This is a genomic window from Haloarcula sp. CBA1131 (genome assembly GCF_008728975.1).
GTDB classification, from domain to species: domain Archaea; phylum Halobacteriota; class Halobacteria; order Halobacteriales; family Haloarculaceae; genus Haloarcula; species Haloarcula hispanica.
In genome coordinates, this window is record NZ_RPCY01000001.1 from 976,924 (window position 1) to 991,104 (window position 14,181).

Below are 14,181 nucleotides of genomic sequence, written 5' to 3' on the forward strand. Positions count from 1 at the left end.
CGTGCGCAAAAGCGTTGCTCGGGGCTACCCCGTCCGCGTCGGCGTGTCCGGTCGCTCGTCGTCGTGCAACAGGCAGGCGATGCGGTGGTCGTCACCGACGTCGAACAGCGCGGGGTCGGTTCGCTCGCAGGGGGAGCTGAAGGCGTCGTTCATCGCCGCCAGCGCGTCCTCGAAGGCCTCGTCGTGCAGGTGGTCGAGCGCCGCCGCGAGCACGTCCTCGGCCTCCCGGTCGCCGACCGTGTCCGGGAGGCCGAACTCGGCGCGGACCCGGGTTTCGAGTGCGGACCGCGAGAGCTGACTCAGGTCTTCGTCCTCGACGCCCTCTTGCACGGCGGTGACGGCCTCAAGCGAGTCGGCTTTGCGGAGCCGCTGTTTCAGGTCCATCAGTGACCGCCACTCGGACTGGGCCATGTCGGTGCCTTCGGGCTGGATGACCTTCGGACAGCGGGTGTGGAACCGACAGCCCGACGGGGGGTTCAGCGGCGACGGAACATCGCCGGAGAGGAAAATACGGTCCCCCTCCCAGCCGGGGTCCGGCTCCGGAATGGCCGACAGCAGCGCCTCGGCGTAGGGGTGATACGGCGGCTGGAACACGTCCTCGGTCGGGCCGACTTCGGCGAACTCCCCGAGATACAGGACGCCCACGCGGTCGGAGATGTGCTCGACGACAGAGAGGTCGTGGGCGATGACGATGTAGGAGAGGCCGAATTCGTCCTGCAAGTCCTCCAGCAGGTTCAGAATCTGGGCCTGCACGCTCACGTCCAGCGCCGAGACGGGTTCGTCACAGACGATGACCTCGGGGTCGACGGCGAGCGCGCGGGCGATACCGATGCGCTGGCGCTGACCGCCCGAGAACTCGTGGGGGTAGCGGTGTGTGTGACGCGGGCTCAGCCCGACGGTCTCAAGCAACTCTTTGACACGCTCGGTTCGCTCCTCGCCGTCCGCGATCCCGTGGATGTCCAGCGGTTCGCCGACGATGTCGCCGACCGTCAGCCGCGGATTGAGGCTGGCGAAAGGGTCTTGGAAGATGTACTGGATGTCCTTCCGGAGCGCCCGCAGGCGGTCGTCAGAAGCCCCCGTCAAGTCCTCGCCCTTGTAGCGGACTGAGCCGGCCGTGGGTTCGATGAGCCGCAGCAGCGTCTGGGCGAGCGTCGTCTTGCCACAGCCGGACTCGCCGACGATACCTAGCGTCTCACCGGGGTAGAGTTCCAGGTCGACGCCGTCCAGGGCTTTCACCTCCTGACTCCGGCCCAGCAGGGTGTCAACGATGGTCCCGCCAGACTCGTAGTATTTCGTGAGGTTCTCGACCTCCAGGATCGGGCTATCGGCCGTCTTAGCCATCCTGTTGCCCTCCCGAGTCGTCTGGGCCATCGCGGTCTAACAGGTCGGTGTCGAGACCGACCGGGTCGGAGTCGGCCTGGAGTGGTTCCGTGTCCGTGCGCCCGCCGCGGGGGTCGGGCTGGGTATCGTCGGGCGGACTCCCCCGGCCCCCTTTCACTTCGACTTCGTAGTCCAGTTCGCTATCGAGGTCCCCGGTGTAGGCCAGACAGGCCGCCGAGCGGTCGGACAGACCGACACCGTCGCCGGTTTCGGGGTCGACGAGCGGCGGCTGTTTGCGCGTACAGGCTTCCTCGGCGAAGGGACAGCGCGGGTGGAAGCTACAGCCAGAGGGGACCTCAACGAGGTCCGGCATCGTCCCGGGAATCGTCTGGAGCCGGTCCTGCCGGTCGCCGATGCGTGGGATGGCGCTCATCAGCCCGACGGTGTAGGGGTGTTTCGGGTCGTAGTACAGCTCCTCGACAGGGGCGTTCTCGACGGCGCGGCCGGCGTACATCACCATCACCCGGTCGCACATCTCCGCGATGACGCCGAGGTCGTGGGTGATGAGCTGAATGGCCGTGTCGTATTCGTCGGCGAGGCGGTCGAGGCGGTCCAGGATCTTCGCCTCGATGGTCACGTCCAGCGCCGTCGTCGGCTCGTCGGCGATGAGGAGTTCGGGGTCACAGGACAGCGCCATCGCGATGATGGCCCGCTGTTGCATCCCGCCGGAGAACTCGTGGGGGTAGTCGTCGTATCTGGCTTCCGGCTCCGGGATGCCAACGTCGTCGAGCAGCCGGATCGTGCGGTCCCGGGCCTCCGCGTCGCTGTAGTCGAGGTGGTGCCGGATGGCCTCGGAAATCTGCTCACCGACGGTGTACACCGGGTTCAGCGCGGTCTGGGCGTCCTGGAATATCATCGCGATGTCGTTGCCCCGCACGTCCCGCACCGCTGAGTCGGACAGTTCCATGAGGTCCTGGCCGTCAAAGCGGATCGTCCCGCTCTCGATACGGCCCGGTTCCTCGATGAGGCGCATCACTGACAGCGCGGTGACGCTCTTGCCCGCGCCGCTCTCGCCGACGACGCCGAACTTCTCGCCGCGGTCGATGCGAAAGGAGAGGTCGTCGACGGCGGTGACGACGCCTTCCTCGGTGTAGAAGTTCACCGTGAGGTCTTCGACTTCCAGCAGTGACATCAGACCTCGCCTCCAGTGGCTACGTCAGTACCTTCCTGCGCGTTGAGCGCGTCGTTGATGCCGTCACCGATGAGGTTCATCGACATCACGAACAGGAAGATCGCGCCGCCGGGGAACACGGTGACCCACCAGGGAATCGTCCCGCCGGGTCCCTGGACGATGGTCTCGCGGGTTGCGTCCAGCATCGTCCCCCACTCGGCGGACCCGGGCGGGAGGCCGAGGCCGAGGAAGCCAAGCGCCGCCACGCCGATGACGACCGTCCCGATGGAGAGCGAGGCCTGAACGACCAGCGGCGCGATAGCGTTGGGGACGACGTGTCTGAAGATGACGCGACGGTCACGCGCGCCCAGCGCCTTCGCGGCCATGACGTACTCGTTTTCCTTGACCTTCAGTATCTCACCGCGTATCAGTCGGGCGTAGCCGGCCCAGCCGAACACGGTGAACGCGAGCACCAGCTCCCAGTACCCCTTGCCGAGCACGGCGACGATAATCAACGCCAACAGGAGGCCGGGGAACGCGAAGATGAGGTCGAGCAGCCGCATCATCACTTCGTCGATCCGGCCGCCGTAGTAGCCCGCAATGGCACCGTACACCAGCCCGATGGCGGCGGTAATCGAGACCACGATGAAGCCAATCGAGAGGCTGAACCGACCGCCGTACAGCACGCGGGAGAACACGTCCCGGGCGGAGCCGTCGGTGCCGAACGGATGGGCCAGCGACGGGGCCTCGTACGCGCTCACGTCGAGACCCTGCACGTACAGAATCGCGCTCGGGTCGTAGGGGGCCAGCGAGAAGGGCTGGACTGTCACGCCCGCGATTGTCACTGGGCGTGCGAATACAGCCAGGATTCCCATCAGGGCAACAATATAGAGCCCGAGCATCGCGCTTCGGTTGTCACGGAACTCGCCCCAGGCGCGCTCCCAGCGACTCTCGGTTTCGGTGTCTCGTTCCTCTGTCCAGTCGGATAGCGGTTCGCGGGACTCGACGCGGTCGGCGTCGAACCCCGTTATGCGTATGCGTCCTCGTTCAGTACTCATTGGTCAGTCGTAGCGGATTCGTGGGTCTAACAGCGCGTACACAATGTCTGCGAGCAGGTTCGCCAGGATGATCGTCACACCGGTAAACAGCGTGATCGCCATGATGAGGTCGACTTCGCGGCCGGAGATCGCCTTGACGAAGGCTCGCCCCAGACCGGGCCAGGCGAACACTGATTCGACGACGACAGCGCCGGCGAAGATACTCGCCGTCAGGAACGCGGCGATGGTGGTCACCGAGATGAGCGAGTTCCGCAGGACGTGTTTCAACACGACCGTCCGCTCGGGCAGCCCCTTCGCCCGGGCCGCCGTGACGTACTCCTTGTTCATCTCCTCGGCCATCGACGACCGCATCACCCGCATCAGCGTGGCCGACGACGCCGTCCCGATGGTGACGCCCGGGAGGACGAGATACTTCAGCATTGCCGGCGAGAACAGCGGTTTGTTCGGAGCCAGCACCGGCCAGAGGTCGAGCCAGAGCGCGAACACGAGGATGAGCATCAGGCCGAGCCAGAAGTTCGGCAGCGAGATGCCCGACAGCGCGAACACCCGCGAGAGGTCGTCGCCCAGCGTGTCCTTGTTCACGGCGGCGTAGATGCCGGTCGGAATCGCGATGAGCAGGGCAATAACCCAGCCGAACAGGCCCAGTGCGATAGTCTGTGGTAACCGGTCCATAATGTACGGACCGACCGGCTGGTCGACGTTGATGACCGTCCCGAAATCGCCCTGGAGGACATTGGTTATCCAGGTGAAGTACTGCTGCCACACCGGGCCGTCGAGCCCGTATCTGGCACGTATCGCCGCCTCCTCGGCGGCCGAAATCTGGGGGTTTAGCGCCACTAACTGGTCGATCGGGTCCCCTGGCGTCAGGTGGACCATCGCGAAGGTGAACACCGAGACTCCGAACAGTATCGGGATGGTTGTGAGCACCCGGACTGCGATGAAGCGTCTGAGGCCCATGGGTTACTCCCGGTTCAGATAGGCGACCTGCTGGTCTTCTGGGGTGTGGAGGCTGTAGGGCAGGATGCCGCTGGAGAACGTGTACGTGTTGTGGCCAACGTACTCCGTCGACAGCGCCGTCACGTTTGTTCCGAAGACAGTGTAGCTGTTCGGGGCCTGCTCGACGAGTCCCCGCCACACCTTGTCGTACTGCTCGCCCCGGAACTGTGAGTCTTCGACGGCCTCGACGGAGAACCGTGCCTCCGTCGCGATTTCGTCCAGTTCCGGCGTGTCAATCCGGTTGAAGTTACAGCACTGGCCGAAGTTGTCGATGGAGTTGACGGCGTCGTAGAAACTGCCGGGGTTGAACGTCCCCGAGAGGCCGATGAGGACGATGTTGCCCTGCTGGTAGTACTCGGAGCCGAGGATGCGCTGGATGAATGTTGTGAACTCGAAGTCCTCGACGCTGATGTCGAAAAACTCCGTGTTGCTCAGCACCTGCGCGATGAGTTCGGCCTCGCGCAGGCGGTCGTCCGTCGCGTTCGTCTCGATTGTGGCCTCGATTGGCGTCTCGACGCCGAGGTCGTCGACGGCCTCCTGCAGCAGTTCGGTCGCCGCCTCGGTGTTCTGCTCGGTCTGTGGGCGCAGTTCCTCGGTGAGTGCCTCGTAGTCCACCGTCCCCGCTTTGGCGGCCATTTCAGGCAGCGGCGTGTAGGCCGGATTCCGATACCCGTTGTAGATGTTCTCGGCGATCTGGGCACGGGGAATCAGCTGATTGACGCCCCGGCGGATGCGCGGGTCGTCCCACGGTGACTGGGTGACGGGGTACTGGAGGAAGTTGTACGCGCCGGCATTAGTCACGCTGAGCCGGAAGTCCTCGGCACTCCGGTACTCGCCGTACGTGCCGGTGTTGAGCCCGTAGGTGAGGTCGATCTCGCCGTTGTTGAGCGCCGCGGCACGGGTCGCGTTGTCCTGCACGATGGCGACCACGACTTCGTCGACGACCGGACTCGTCGGGAAGCCGTCCGGGCCGTCCCACCACTCCAGCGCGTCGAGGCCGAGGTCGTCGAGCCAGTAGTCGTCGAAGGAACTGAACTCGGCGCGTTCCTCGGTCTCGTAGGATTCGAACTGGTACGGTCCCGTCCCGATGGGGGTGTGGTCGTTGCGCGGGTCCGCGCCCGTGTCTGGGTACTCCTCGATGTGCTCCATCGGGTACACGTCGACCGGGAGCTGGTTGTCGGCTTCCGCATCGGGCTCTTGCCCGTAGATGTTGACCGTGTAGTCATCAACAACCTCGGCGTAGAGGAACGAGTCGAACGTCTGGGCCGAAATCGAGGAGTTCTCGACGACCTCGTAGGACCGGGCGACGTTCTCGGCGGTCATCTCCTCGCCGTTGTGGAATTTGACGCCCTCGTGGAGTTTGGCCTGGTACTTGATGCCGTAGGTACCGTCTTCGACGGCGTCGGGGGCCTCGTTGACACTCAGAACTTCACCGGCCTCCTGATTCCGGATGAGTATCTGGTCGTCGGCGACGAGGTTCCCGTCGTCGTCCGTATCAGCCGACACCATGTACGGTTCGTAGGCTCCGTCCTCGACTTCCTGTACGTCCACCCGTTCCCAGGACTTCGCTAGCCAGGGATAGACGGTGCCTGCGGCGTCCTGTGTGATGATACTCTCGTAGACGAGGCCGTGGACGTTCCCGGACGGCGCATTGGTGCTGTAGGACGGGTCAAAGGAGTCGATTCCGGCACCGAGGCCGAACCGGAGGGTCCCCCCGTCCTGAATCTCGTCGACATCGACGTCGACGCGCTCACGGACCGGGTCGGGAGCCCCACCGCCGCCTCCGCTACTGGCTCCGTCGTTGGTACCGGTGTTACAGCCGGCGAGTGCGGCCAGTGTGGCGGCACCCGTAGTCTGAAGCATCCGTCGTCGCGATACTGTCGGCGTTCCGCTGGCATCTGCATCTTGAGACATGAACACATCCCTCGGAGGGTAAGATATGTGTTATTGTTGATCATACTTATAGTGTAAACATGATATCATGAACTGCGACCGAAACCACAGTAAAACGCTATTACACCGATTATGGGTTTATTAGTGCCTCCTGATGGAGGTGGGAACGGCTTCAGTTGAACAGTCGCCCATGGCACAATCGATAAGATCATGGATAGTCAAGCAACAATCATGATACACTCAACGGGGCCGCTGCTGACAGTCGACCTGTCAGCGGGTGAGAGAAACACGGAGGAGATAGACGGCATCCTCGAACAGTACCTCGGTGGTCGCGGCGTCGGGACGCGGCTCGCCCACGAGCGGATCCCGTTCGACGTTGACCCGTTCGGATCGGAGAACCGACTGGTGTTCTCGACGGGGCCGATGCAGGCCGCCCAGATGAGCTTCACCGGCCGGATGAACTGCACCGGCGTCTCGCCGCTGACTGACGGACTGCTCTCCTCGAACGCCGGCGGGTTCATGTCCAGGAACTTCGCCGATACCGGGTACAGCGCTGTCGAACTCACCGGCGAGAGCGACGAACTCGTCATCCTCCACGTTCGGGACGACGGCGTCGAGTTCGAGGCCGTCCCCGACCTCGCCGGCGCGACCGTTCCCGAGACGCTGGAGTACCTCGACGCCGAACACGGTATCGAGGCCGACCAGACGGCCGTTATCGGCCCGGCCGGCGAGAACCGGGTCCGGTTCGCGTCCATCATGACGAGCGGGGAGCGGGCGTTCGGTCGCGGCGGCCTCGGCGCGGTCATGGGCGCGAAAAACGTCAAGGGACTCACGTTCGCGGGCGACTCCCCACCGGACATCGAGGTTCCGCCGATACAGACGGACATTCACCGGGAAGCCGCCACAGCGGACCACATCATGAAACGGCAGGGAACCGTCTCGGTGATGGACCTCGCCAACGAGGTCGACGGGCTCCCGTCCTACTACTTCTCCGAGCAGTCCTTCGCGGGCGTGGAGGGCATCAACGGCGACGCCGTCGAATCGAAGAAGTACAAGAAGGGGACCTGCTCAGCGTGCGCGTTCGCCTGCAAGCTCCCGACGCAAGACAAGGAGCGCGGCGTCGAGACCGAAGGCCCCGAGTTCGAGGTGGCGATGGCGTTCGGGTCGAACTCCGGCGTCGACGACATCGTGGACGTGATGCAGTCCAACGAACTCTGTGACCGCCTCGGGATGGACGCCATCTCCGCCGGCAACACCGTCGCCGCGTATCTCGCCAGTGAGGACGCCTTCGGCGACACCGACCTGATTCACGAGACTGTCGAGAAAATCGCCCATCGCGACGGAATCGGCGACACCCTCGCGGAGGGCATCGACCGCTGTTACGACGACCTCGGTGTTGAGAACTGGACGGTCAAGGGGATGGACTTCGCGGCTCACGAGGGCCGTGTCCTTCACGGCCAGGGACTCTCCTACGCCGTCGCCAACCGCGGCGCGGACCACATGTATGCGACGTTCTACTCCGTCGAGTACCCACTCGTCCCCGACGAACAGGCGGTGGCTCCGGAGGGGACGCTCGGGAAAGCCGACGTGCTGGTCGAGCGGGAGAACCTGATGGCGCTGAACGACAGCGGCGTCGTCTGCAAGTTCTCGCGGGACTTCATGACTCCCGAGCGCTACGAACAACTCTTCGATGCCGACTTCGAGGACCTGATGGCCGTTGGCGCTCGCACCGTGACCCTCGAACGCCACTTCAACAACCAGCGCGGCTTCGACCGGACAGACGACGCGCTCCCCTACGAACTCCCGTCGTTCGAAGCAGCGCTCGACGAGTACTACGACGCACGCGGCTGGTCCGACGACGGCACGGTCCCCGAGAATACGCTGCCGGTCTAATTCTCGCCCCGGAATCCTCACAGATAGCTACCTGACTCCGTCCACACACTGACGGCAGCCCGACCGGTCAACCGATCTCTCCTCGACGGCGAACGCTGTCCGGTGTGAATAAAACCCAGTCCCGGTCAGTACCGGGCAAATGTCGACAGTTGCGATCCGGATACGAGCGGGCGCTCAGAACGGCGGGCTGTAATCCTCGTACTCGTCCATCTCCTCCATGTCGTCGGTCTTCGAGGGCATGACCGCGGCGCGCGGTCCGCCAGAGCGGACGACTTCGACGTCTTCGAGCCCGTCGACGCTCTTGGGGAGTCGCTGTTCGATTGCCTTCATCGTCATCGGAGCGATGCCACACCCCGAACACGCGCCGCCGATAGCGACGGTGGCTGTGCCTGCGCTTTCGTCGACCTCGCGGACCTCGAAGTTGCCGCCGTGTTGCTGGATCTGCGGGACGTTGTTGCTCAAGTAGTTACGCGTCTGTCGTTCGAGTCCTTCTGCGCTCATGACACCTCTACCTACGCACCAACATATCATAAAACTGGTGTTTTTGGGAGGCCTAAAATATCATCTTTTAGGCCGCCAAAACCCAGAATCTTGGCAGGCCGAATTTTTACTATATCAATTCTATCAACTTTTCGCACGGCCTAAAATAGGTCTTGAACAGTACAGCCCCCTCACGCAGTGTCCCCATCGGAGGTCGTCGAGTCTGAATCGGTAACCCCCCGTGTACCCTCCGCCCCGGCGTCACAGGGGAGCGTAGCCGCCAACCGCTCGGCGACCATCGGACTGACCAGACCGGCCAGTTCCATCGCCTCCGTCTCGTGGTCGTCGAGATCTAGCACGCCTCGGAAGAACCACGAGACGGTCACGTACGTCTCGTGTAACTCTGTGGCTTCCTCGCGCCCCGATTCAGTTAGCGTCACCCCATCGTAGGGCTCGTAGGAGACGAGACCGTCTTCGGCAAGTCGTTGGCACATCTCCGTCACCGCCGCCGGAGACCGATCGAGCATCTCCCCCAACTCTCCCGGTGCGACTGGCGGGTCATCCCGGTGCTGTGCGATGTAGATCGCCAGCAAATACTCCGGTGCCGTTCTCATCGCTCCGCCGAATCCGCCCCATCCCCGCCGCTTGCTGCGGGCGTACTGGCCGTCGACTCCCCTGTCGACTGCTCACCGGTCCCGAAGACCACCGCGTAGGCCCAAGTCCACAGTCGAGCGCGCGACCGTTGCGGGCGTTTACCCATCGTTCGGTTCCCCCGATATCCCGCTACCGCTGTCGCCACTCATCAGGCAGACGCCCCCCAATAGTGTCGGCAGAGCACGGGCGGTCGAGCAACTGCTCGCCACTGGGACCTCGGGATATGGCCCGCGGTGCACGCCGCTACCCCGCGAAGGGTGCCGACGTCGTCCTCGACGATACGACACCGCTCGCCATCGAGTCCTCTGCGGGTCTCTCCCCGTTTGTGCCCCGCACGCAGTACCGTCGTCTGCCATATGTTTTAGGCCAACCTAATAATATAAAACGTCTGCGGTTTTTAGGACTGCCTAATCCAATCTGCGAAGTCGGTAAATGGAACAGTTGACTCCGCTGTCCGACGCAGCGAGTCCGTCGCGTGGCACTCAGCTTCGCTACCCGGAACACACCGCCTCTCTCACCGCTGTCTCGAATCGACCCGCTCAGTCGGTTTAACCATTTTCGTATCGCATTATATGGTTTATTCAGCCCGCGATCGGCCAAGCTCCGACTCGTCCGTGAACAGCCAACAGAAGGTGCATAGCGGCTAAAACGTCGCTACTCGGTAAAATCGGTAATAGAATCGAACGCGTCGGTCGCCAGCCGTTCGGCGACTGCGTCCCTGTCCACGTCGCTGATTTCCTGCGGGTATTTTCGTTCGAAGTAACTCACGATGTTCTCGACATCGCGAGTTAGCAGTTCCCTGGCGTTTTCGTGGTCGGTCGGGACGGCCTGGGGCCAGTCGAAGACGACGACGCCCTCGTTCGTGACGAAGACGTTGTACTCGCTCATGTCCGCGTGGACGTACCCCTCGCGGTAGGCCGTCTGCATCTCCTCGAGCACGAGATCCAGAATCGGCAGTACCTGTTCCGGTTCGAGTTTCGTTCGGGAGAGTTCGACGCCGTCTATCTTCTCCATGACAATCGCATGGCGGTTCGTGTCGATAGGCTGTGGGACTGATACGTCCGGATACAGCGTTTCGAGGGCATCGTACTCCCGTTCGGCGGCCTTCCGGGCGGTGTAGAGCCAGGAGACGTGGTCGCGGTCGGCGGTGTACTCCCGCTCTTTCATCACTTCGCGGAAATTGGTGTACCCTTCGCGGTGGTATTTCAGCGCTACCGGTTTGTACGACTGAGCCTCGTACACGTCGCTTTCCTTGCCGACACCCAGCGGCGACCCAACTCCTTCGATAGTGTCGCGCTCGGCAAAGGTGTGCAGCGCAAGCGTGTCGTACCCCTCGAACGTGAGTTTGAACCCCTCGTACTGGATGGTCTTGCGCTCGACCAGCCCCCGGTCCGCACACCGGTCGAGCCGGTAGTCGACGTCCTCCGTCGTCAGCCGGGAGAATTCGGTCAACTTCTCGCGGGCGACGTACTCCGAGAACCGCATCCCCTGTTCGACGCCAGAGAGCAGATGGAAGTCCTCGGGTTCCAGCTCCGCCATCACTGAAGCCACGTTCTGGACCATTAGGGTTCTCTACTGGGCCAACTGGTAAAAGGCCGACGCGTTCGGCGGATGGCATCAATAAATTAGCATTCGCTATACAAAACCCTGTCTCGGCCTCGTCGCTGTTCGGTTTGCAATCGGGCTGATATGGGTATCTAGCTACTCCGATACGGACCTGATTTCGGTGTTTCGCGCCCAACAGCGTCTGAGACAATGTCCTGCCGAGTAGGAATACTTTAACCCACATGAGTACAGGTTCACATAGTAGTATTATCGGTCGGGTATCACCGCTGTATTACGTCTCTGTAGCTCAAATCACGACTGAGGACTCGTGAACGCTGGCTCTGACCGGTTGCAGGCTTCCTTTATATGAACGGTGTCTGAAAGGGGTTGCGAGCTACACATCAATCTACAAATACAATCCTAACTTCGGTAGCAGTATATGTAATGCGAACAGTAGCTGCCTTTGGCTACTGAATATATTCTAAATTAGTCTATACTTTTGGTCACCTGAACACAAACAGCCCGTGTGAGCAGACGAAACAAAGATCAACTCAGAGATCTGCTTCGCTCGCTTGCCCTCCATCCCCACGATAGACGACTCGCGTTTCCGGTACTGTTTGCCGTCGGCACGCAACTGTACTTTTTCGTGACAATCACACTCGATTCCACTCGACCGCCTATGGCACCCGACGCTGGTATCTTCCAGCACCTCGGCTGGTATTTGACACGCGGAGGGCGGTTGTACGTCGACGCCTGGGAACCGAAGTTGCCGCTGTCCTACGAGACGACCGGGATACTGGCATTGCTGTCCGGTGGCGATATGTACCGACTCCACCTCCTCAGCGTGGTGCTGATGAGCGGTGCGGTGTGTGCAATCGTCGGACTCGTCGTGATACTGGTCTATGACATCACTGGCGATGATATCGCTGCGCTGCTGGCTGGCCTGTCGATGTTCCTGTTGCCGGGGTTTGCCGTCCGGCCGGCGTATGGGTTCAAAGCGAAATATCTCCTCGTTCTCTGTGGATTACTGGCGATATATCTGTACACGCGTGGCTACCCGGCACTGAGCGGCGTGGCTGCGGCAGCCAGTGTTGGATACTGGCAGGCTGGGGCCATCTTCCCGCTGATCGTGGTCGGTCTAGCGATCCAACGGCGCGACACGCGGGCGCTTGAGCGTGTCGTCACCGGCGGTCTCGGCTTTACCGTCGTCATGTTGCTGCCGGTGTTTCTCCTCTGGCATTCAGCCTCGGAGATGGTCGTTCAGGTTCTCCTCGTACCGTTACAAACGGAGGAACACGCGTCGTTGCTCGCTCGGTTCGTCGCCGGTGTCGTCCACTTTAAATGGGCGTCACCGTTCGTCTTGCTTGGCGGGCTCGGCCTCGCTCATACCGCTCGATGCTGTTTCACAGACACTGACGGCGTTGCCGGGCGCACCGAATGGTGGATTCCGGTCGGCGCAGCGTGGTTCGCGTTTCTGATACTGTTCGTCGATTTCGAAACAGGCGGCTACACCGACCTCATTCCGGGGCTCGCGTTCGTCGCAATCGGTATCGGCATGATCGCGACGGTGCTTCGCGACCGACAACAGGCGCAGAATCTCGGCGTCGTCCTTGCGCTGGTCCTCGTCGTGAACGTCGCCTTCCTCGGTAGCGTCGGCGTCGTCTTCACACCCGTCGAGACGCCGGGACCGGTGCCGATGTCGGACCTCGAAACCCACGACCTTCCAGCGGCCTATGACGAGGCCGAACCAGTACCCGACGTCCGATACATCTACTGGCAACAGATCGAGCCGTCGACGTGTCACTACCGGCTCTCGCTGATGGAACTGCGGTGGCTCGACCGAGTCGACTCGTCGGTAGACAGTCGGTGTCTCGACTTCGGGACCGCCAGAGCCCGACTCGGGAACGGATAGCCCGTTACGACTCCGCGGAGTCGTAGTCGGAGAGCGACGTTTGCGTCGTTTCGACTGAGCCCGTGATGATGTAGGGAACGAGAATCCGGAAGAACTGGGCGGCAAGGACCAGCAGAATCGGGCCAAGGAAGATGCCGTAGAATCCGAACACGATCGGTCCGAAGATGTACGCGAACATCAACAGGCCAATGTGGGTCAGGTCGCCGCTGACGTACGGCCGAATCAGGAAATCCGGGATGGTGTCGACGACGACCAGCGTGACTGCGAGGAAGAGAACGACCCAAGCCAGGGCCGCCGTTTGTCCCGTGACGACAGCGGAGATCGCAAGCAGTGCAGCGACGGGCAGGTAGACGATTTTCATTCCGACGACAGGAACGAGGCTCCCGATGCCGGTGAGTGCGCCGACGAGTGGTGCAAACGGAATCTGCACTGAGCCGGGAGCGACCAGATTGTACAGCGAGAACACGAAAATCCCGATTACACCAGTCACCAGTGCGTTCAGGATGTTCCCGAAGAGAATCGAGGACAGTTCCTCGTCGACTGCTGCCGCGTACTCCCTGAGGACGCCCGACCCGTCGAAGGTGTCGAGGAACCAGCCGACGAGGCGCGGTCCGTCGGTAAGCAGGTAGTACGTTCCAGCGAACACGATGAACACGCGCAGCAGTAGCGCCGTAAGCATGCTCACGGAGCCGATGAGCGTATCGGATATTTGCCCCAGCCACGACTGGACTGTCGCGTTTCGCAACAGGTCGATCACCTCAGCCGGTCCCATTGCCAGCAAATCGGTGAAGCCGAGGTCGGCGAGCGGCCCCGGCAGTGAACCACCCTGGAGATCCTGGAACTGCGCGAGGTACGCCGCGCCCAAGCCGCCCTCGCCGAAGAACGCCTGTAATTCGGGGACAATGAGGACGAGCGTGTAGCCGACCAGAACCACGAACGGCAGGAGAAAGAAGAAGATCGTGGCCGCCGCGTGGACCTGCTTCTGGTAGGGGACGGCTCGATTCAGGAACGAATCGGGCAGCGGAAGCCGCCCGAGCCGTCGATAGATCGGTCGGCTGGCGTAGTACAGGAAGACGGTAAACACGAGCGTCGGGAGGAACTGGGACAGGACGAACCCGACCACGAGGAGGAGTGCTACGCCTGCGAGGGCAAAGAGGGCGCGCCGTCCGAGGTCGGTACTATATTCCATATGTTTTCAATACAACATCTCGATGAAAAATAAAACCACCGGTCGGCTCGATGATTTCTAGCGTGGCGGA

At 62.3% G+C, this 14,181-nt stretch carries 11 protein-coding genes; 2 read left to right on the top strand and 9 right to left on the bottom strand.

Annotated features, from left to right (window positions below; translation table 11 throughout):
* Positions 1–24 precede the first annotated feature (24 nt).
* The 5 genes from Har1131_RS05125 to Har1131_RS05145 are packed head-to-tail and all read right to left on the bottom strand — an operon-like array spanning position 25 to position 6,459.
* Positions 25–1,341 (bottom strand): ABC transporter ATP-binding protein, encoded by a 1,317-nt coding sequence (locus Har1131_RS05125; protein ID WP_044952024.1) that lies wholly within the window; start codon positions 1,339–1,341, stop codon positions 25–27.
* On the bottom strand, positions 1,334–2,512 hold the full coding sequence (locus Har1131_RS05130) for an ABC transporter ATP-binding protein (RefSeq protein WP_008308063.1): 1,179 nt from the start codon (positions 2,510–2,512) through the stop codon (positions 1,334–1,336). The genes Har1131_RS05125 and Har1131_RS05130 overlap by 8 nt, the downstream gene beginning before the upstream one ends.
* Entirely contained in the window at positions 2,512–3,549 is a 1,038-nt protein-coding gene (locus Har1131_RS05135) for an ABC transporter permease (protein WP_008308064.1), read from the bottom strand. The genes Har1131_RS05130 and Har1131_RS05135 overlap by 1 nt, the downstream gene beginning before the upstream one ends.
* Positions 3,550–3,552: 3 nt before the next feature.
* The gene (locus Har1131_RS05140) at positions 3,553–4,506 is read right to left on the bottom strand and encodes an ABC transporter permease (RefSeq protein WP_008308066.1); all 954 of its coding nucleotides are present in this window, start codon (positions 4,504–4,506) and stop codon (positions 3,553–3,555) included.
* Between the two features lie 3 nt (positions 4,507–4,509).
* Entirely contained in the window at positions 4,510–6,459 is a 1,950-nt protein-coding gene (locus tag Har1131_RS05145) for an ABC transporter substrate-binding protein (protein WP_151145342.1), read from the bottom strand.
* Positions 6,460–6,669: 210 nt separating this feature from the next.
* Here Har1131_RS05145 and Har1131_RS05150 point away from each other — a divergent pair, with 210 nt between their 5' ends.
* Entirely contained in the window at positions 6,670–8,331 is a 1,662-nt protein-coding gene (locus Har1131_RS05150; protein WP_151145345.1) for an aldehyde ferredoxin oxidoreductase family protein, read from the top strand.
* A 174-nt stretch (positions 8,332–8,505) separates the two neighbouring features.
* On the opposite strand, the gene Har1131_RS05155 is transcribed toward Har1131_RS05150, so the two are convergent.
* The 3 genes from Har1131_RS05155 to Har1131_RS05165 all read right to left on the bottom strand — a co-directional run bounded on the left by Har1131_RS05155 (position 8,506) and on the right by Har1131_RS05165 (position 11,028).
* Entirely contained in the window at positions 8,506–8,832 is a 327-nt protein-coding gene (locus Har1131_RS05155; protein WP_014041215.1) for a NifU family protein, read from the bottom strand.
* Positions 8,833–9,002: 170 nt separating this feature from the next.
* The gene (locus Har1131_RS05160) at positions 9,003–9,425 is read right to left on the bottom strand and encodes a metal-dependent transcriptional regulator (protein ID WP_014041214.1); all 423 of its coding nucleotides are present in this window, start codon (positions 9,423–9,425) and stop codon (positions 9,003–9,005) included.
* 694 nt (positions 9,426–10,119) lie between these two features.
* A complete protein-coding gene (locus tag Har1131_RS05165; RefSeq protein WP_050037031.1) occupies positions 10,120–11,028 on the bottom strand; it encodes a serine/threonine-protein kinase RIO2 in 909 nt (302 codons plus the stop codon).
* 661 nt (positions 11,029–11,689) lie between these two features.
* Here Har1131_RS05165 and Har1131_RS05170 point away from each other — a divergent pair.
* Positions 11,690–12,922 (top strand): DolP-mannose mannosyltransferase, encoded by a 1,233-nt coding sequence (locus Har1131_RS05170; protein ID WP_050037030.1) that lies wholly within the window; start codon positions 11,690–11,692, stop codon positions 12,920–12,922.
* 4 nt (positions 12,923–12,926) lie between these two features.
* On the opposite strand, the gene Har1131_RS05175 is transcribed toward Har1131_RS05170, so the two are convergent.
* Positions 12,927–14,111 (bottom strand): AI-2E family transporter, encoded by a 1,185-nt coding sequence (locus Har1131_RS05175; protein ID WP_050007077.1) that lies wholly within the window; start codon positions 14,109–14,111, stop codon positions 12,927–12,929.
* Positions 14,112–14,181 lie beyond the last annotated feature (70 nt).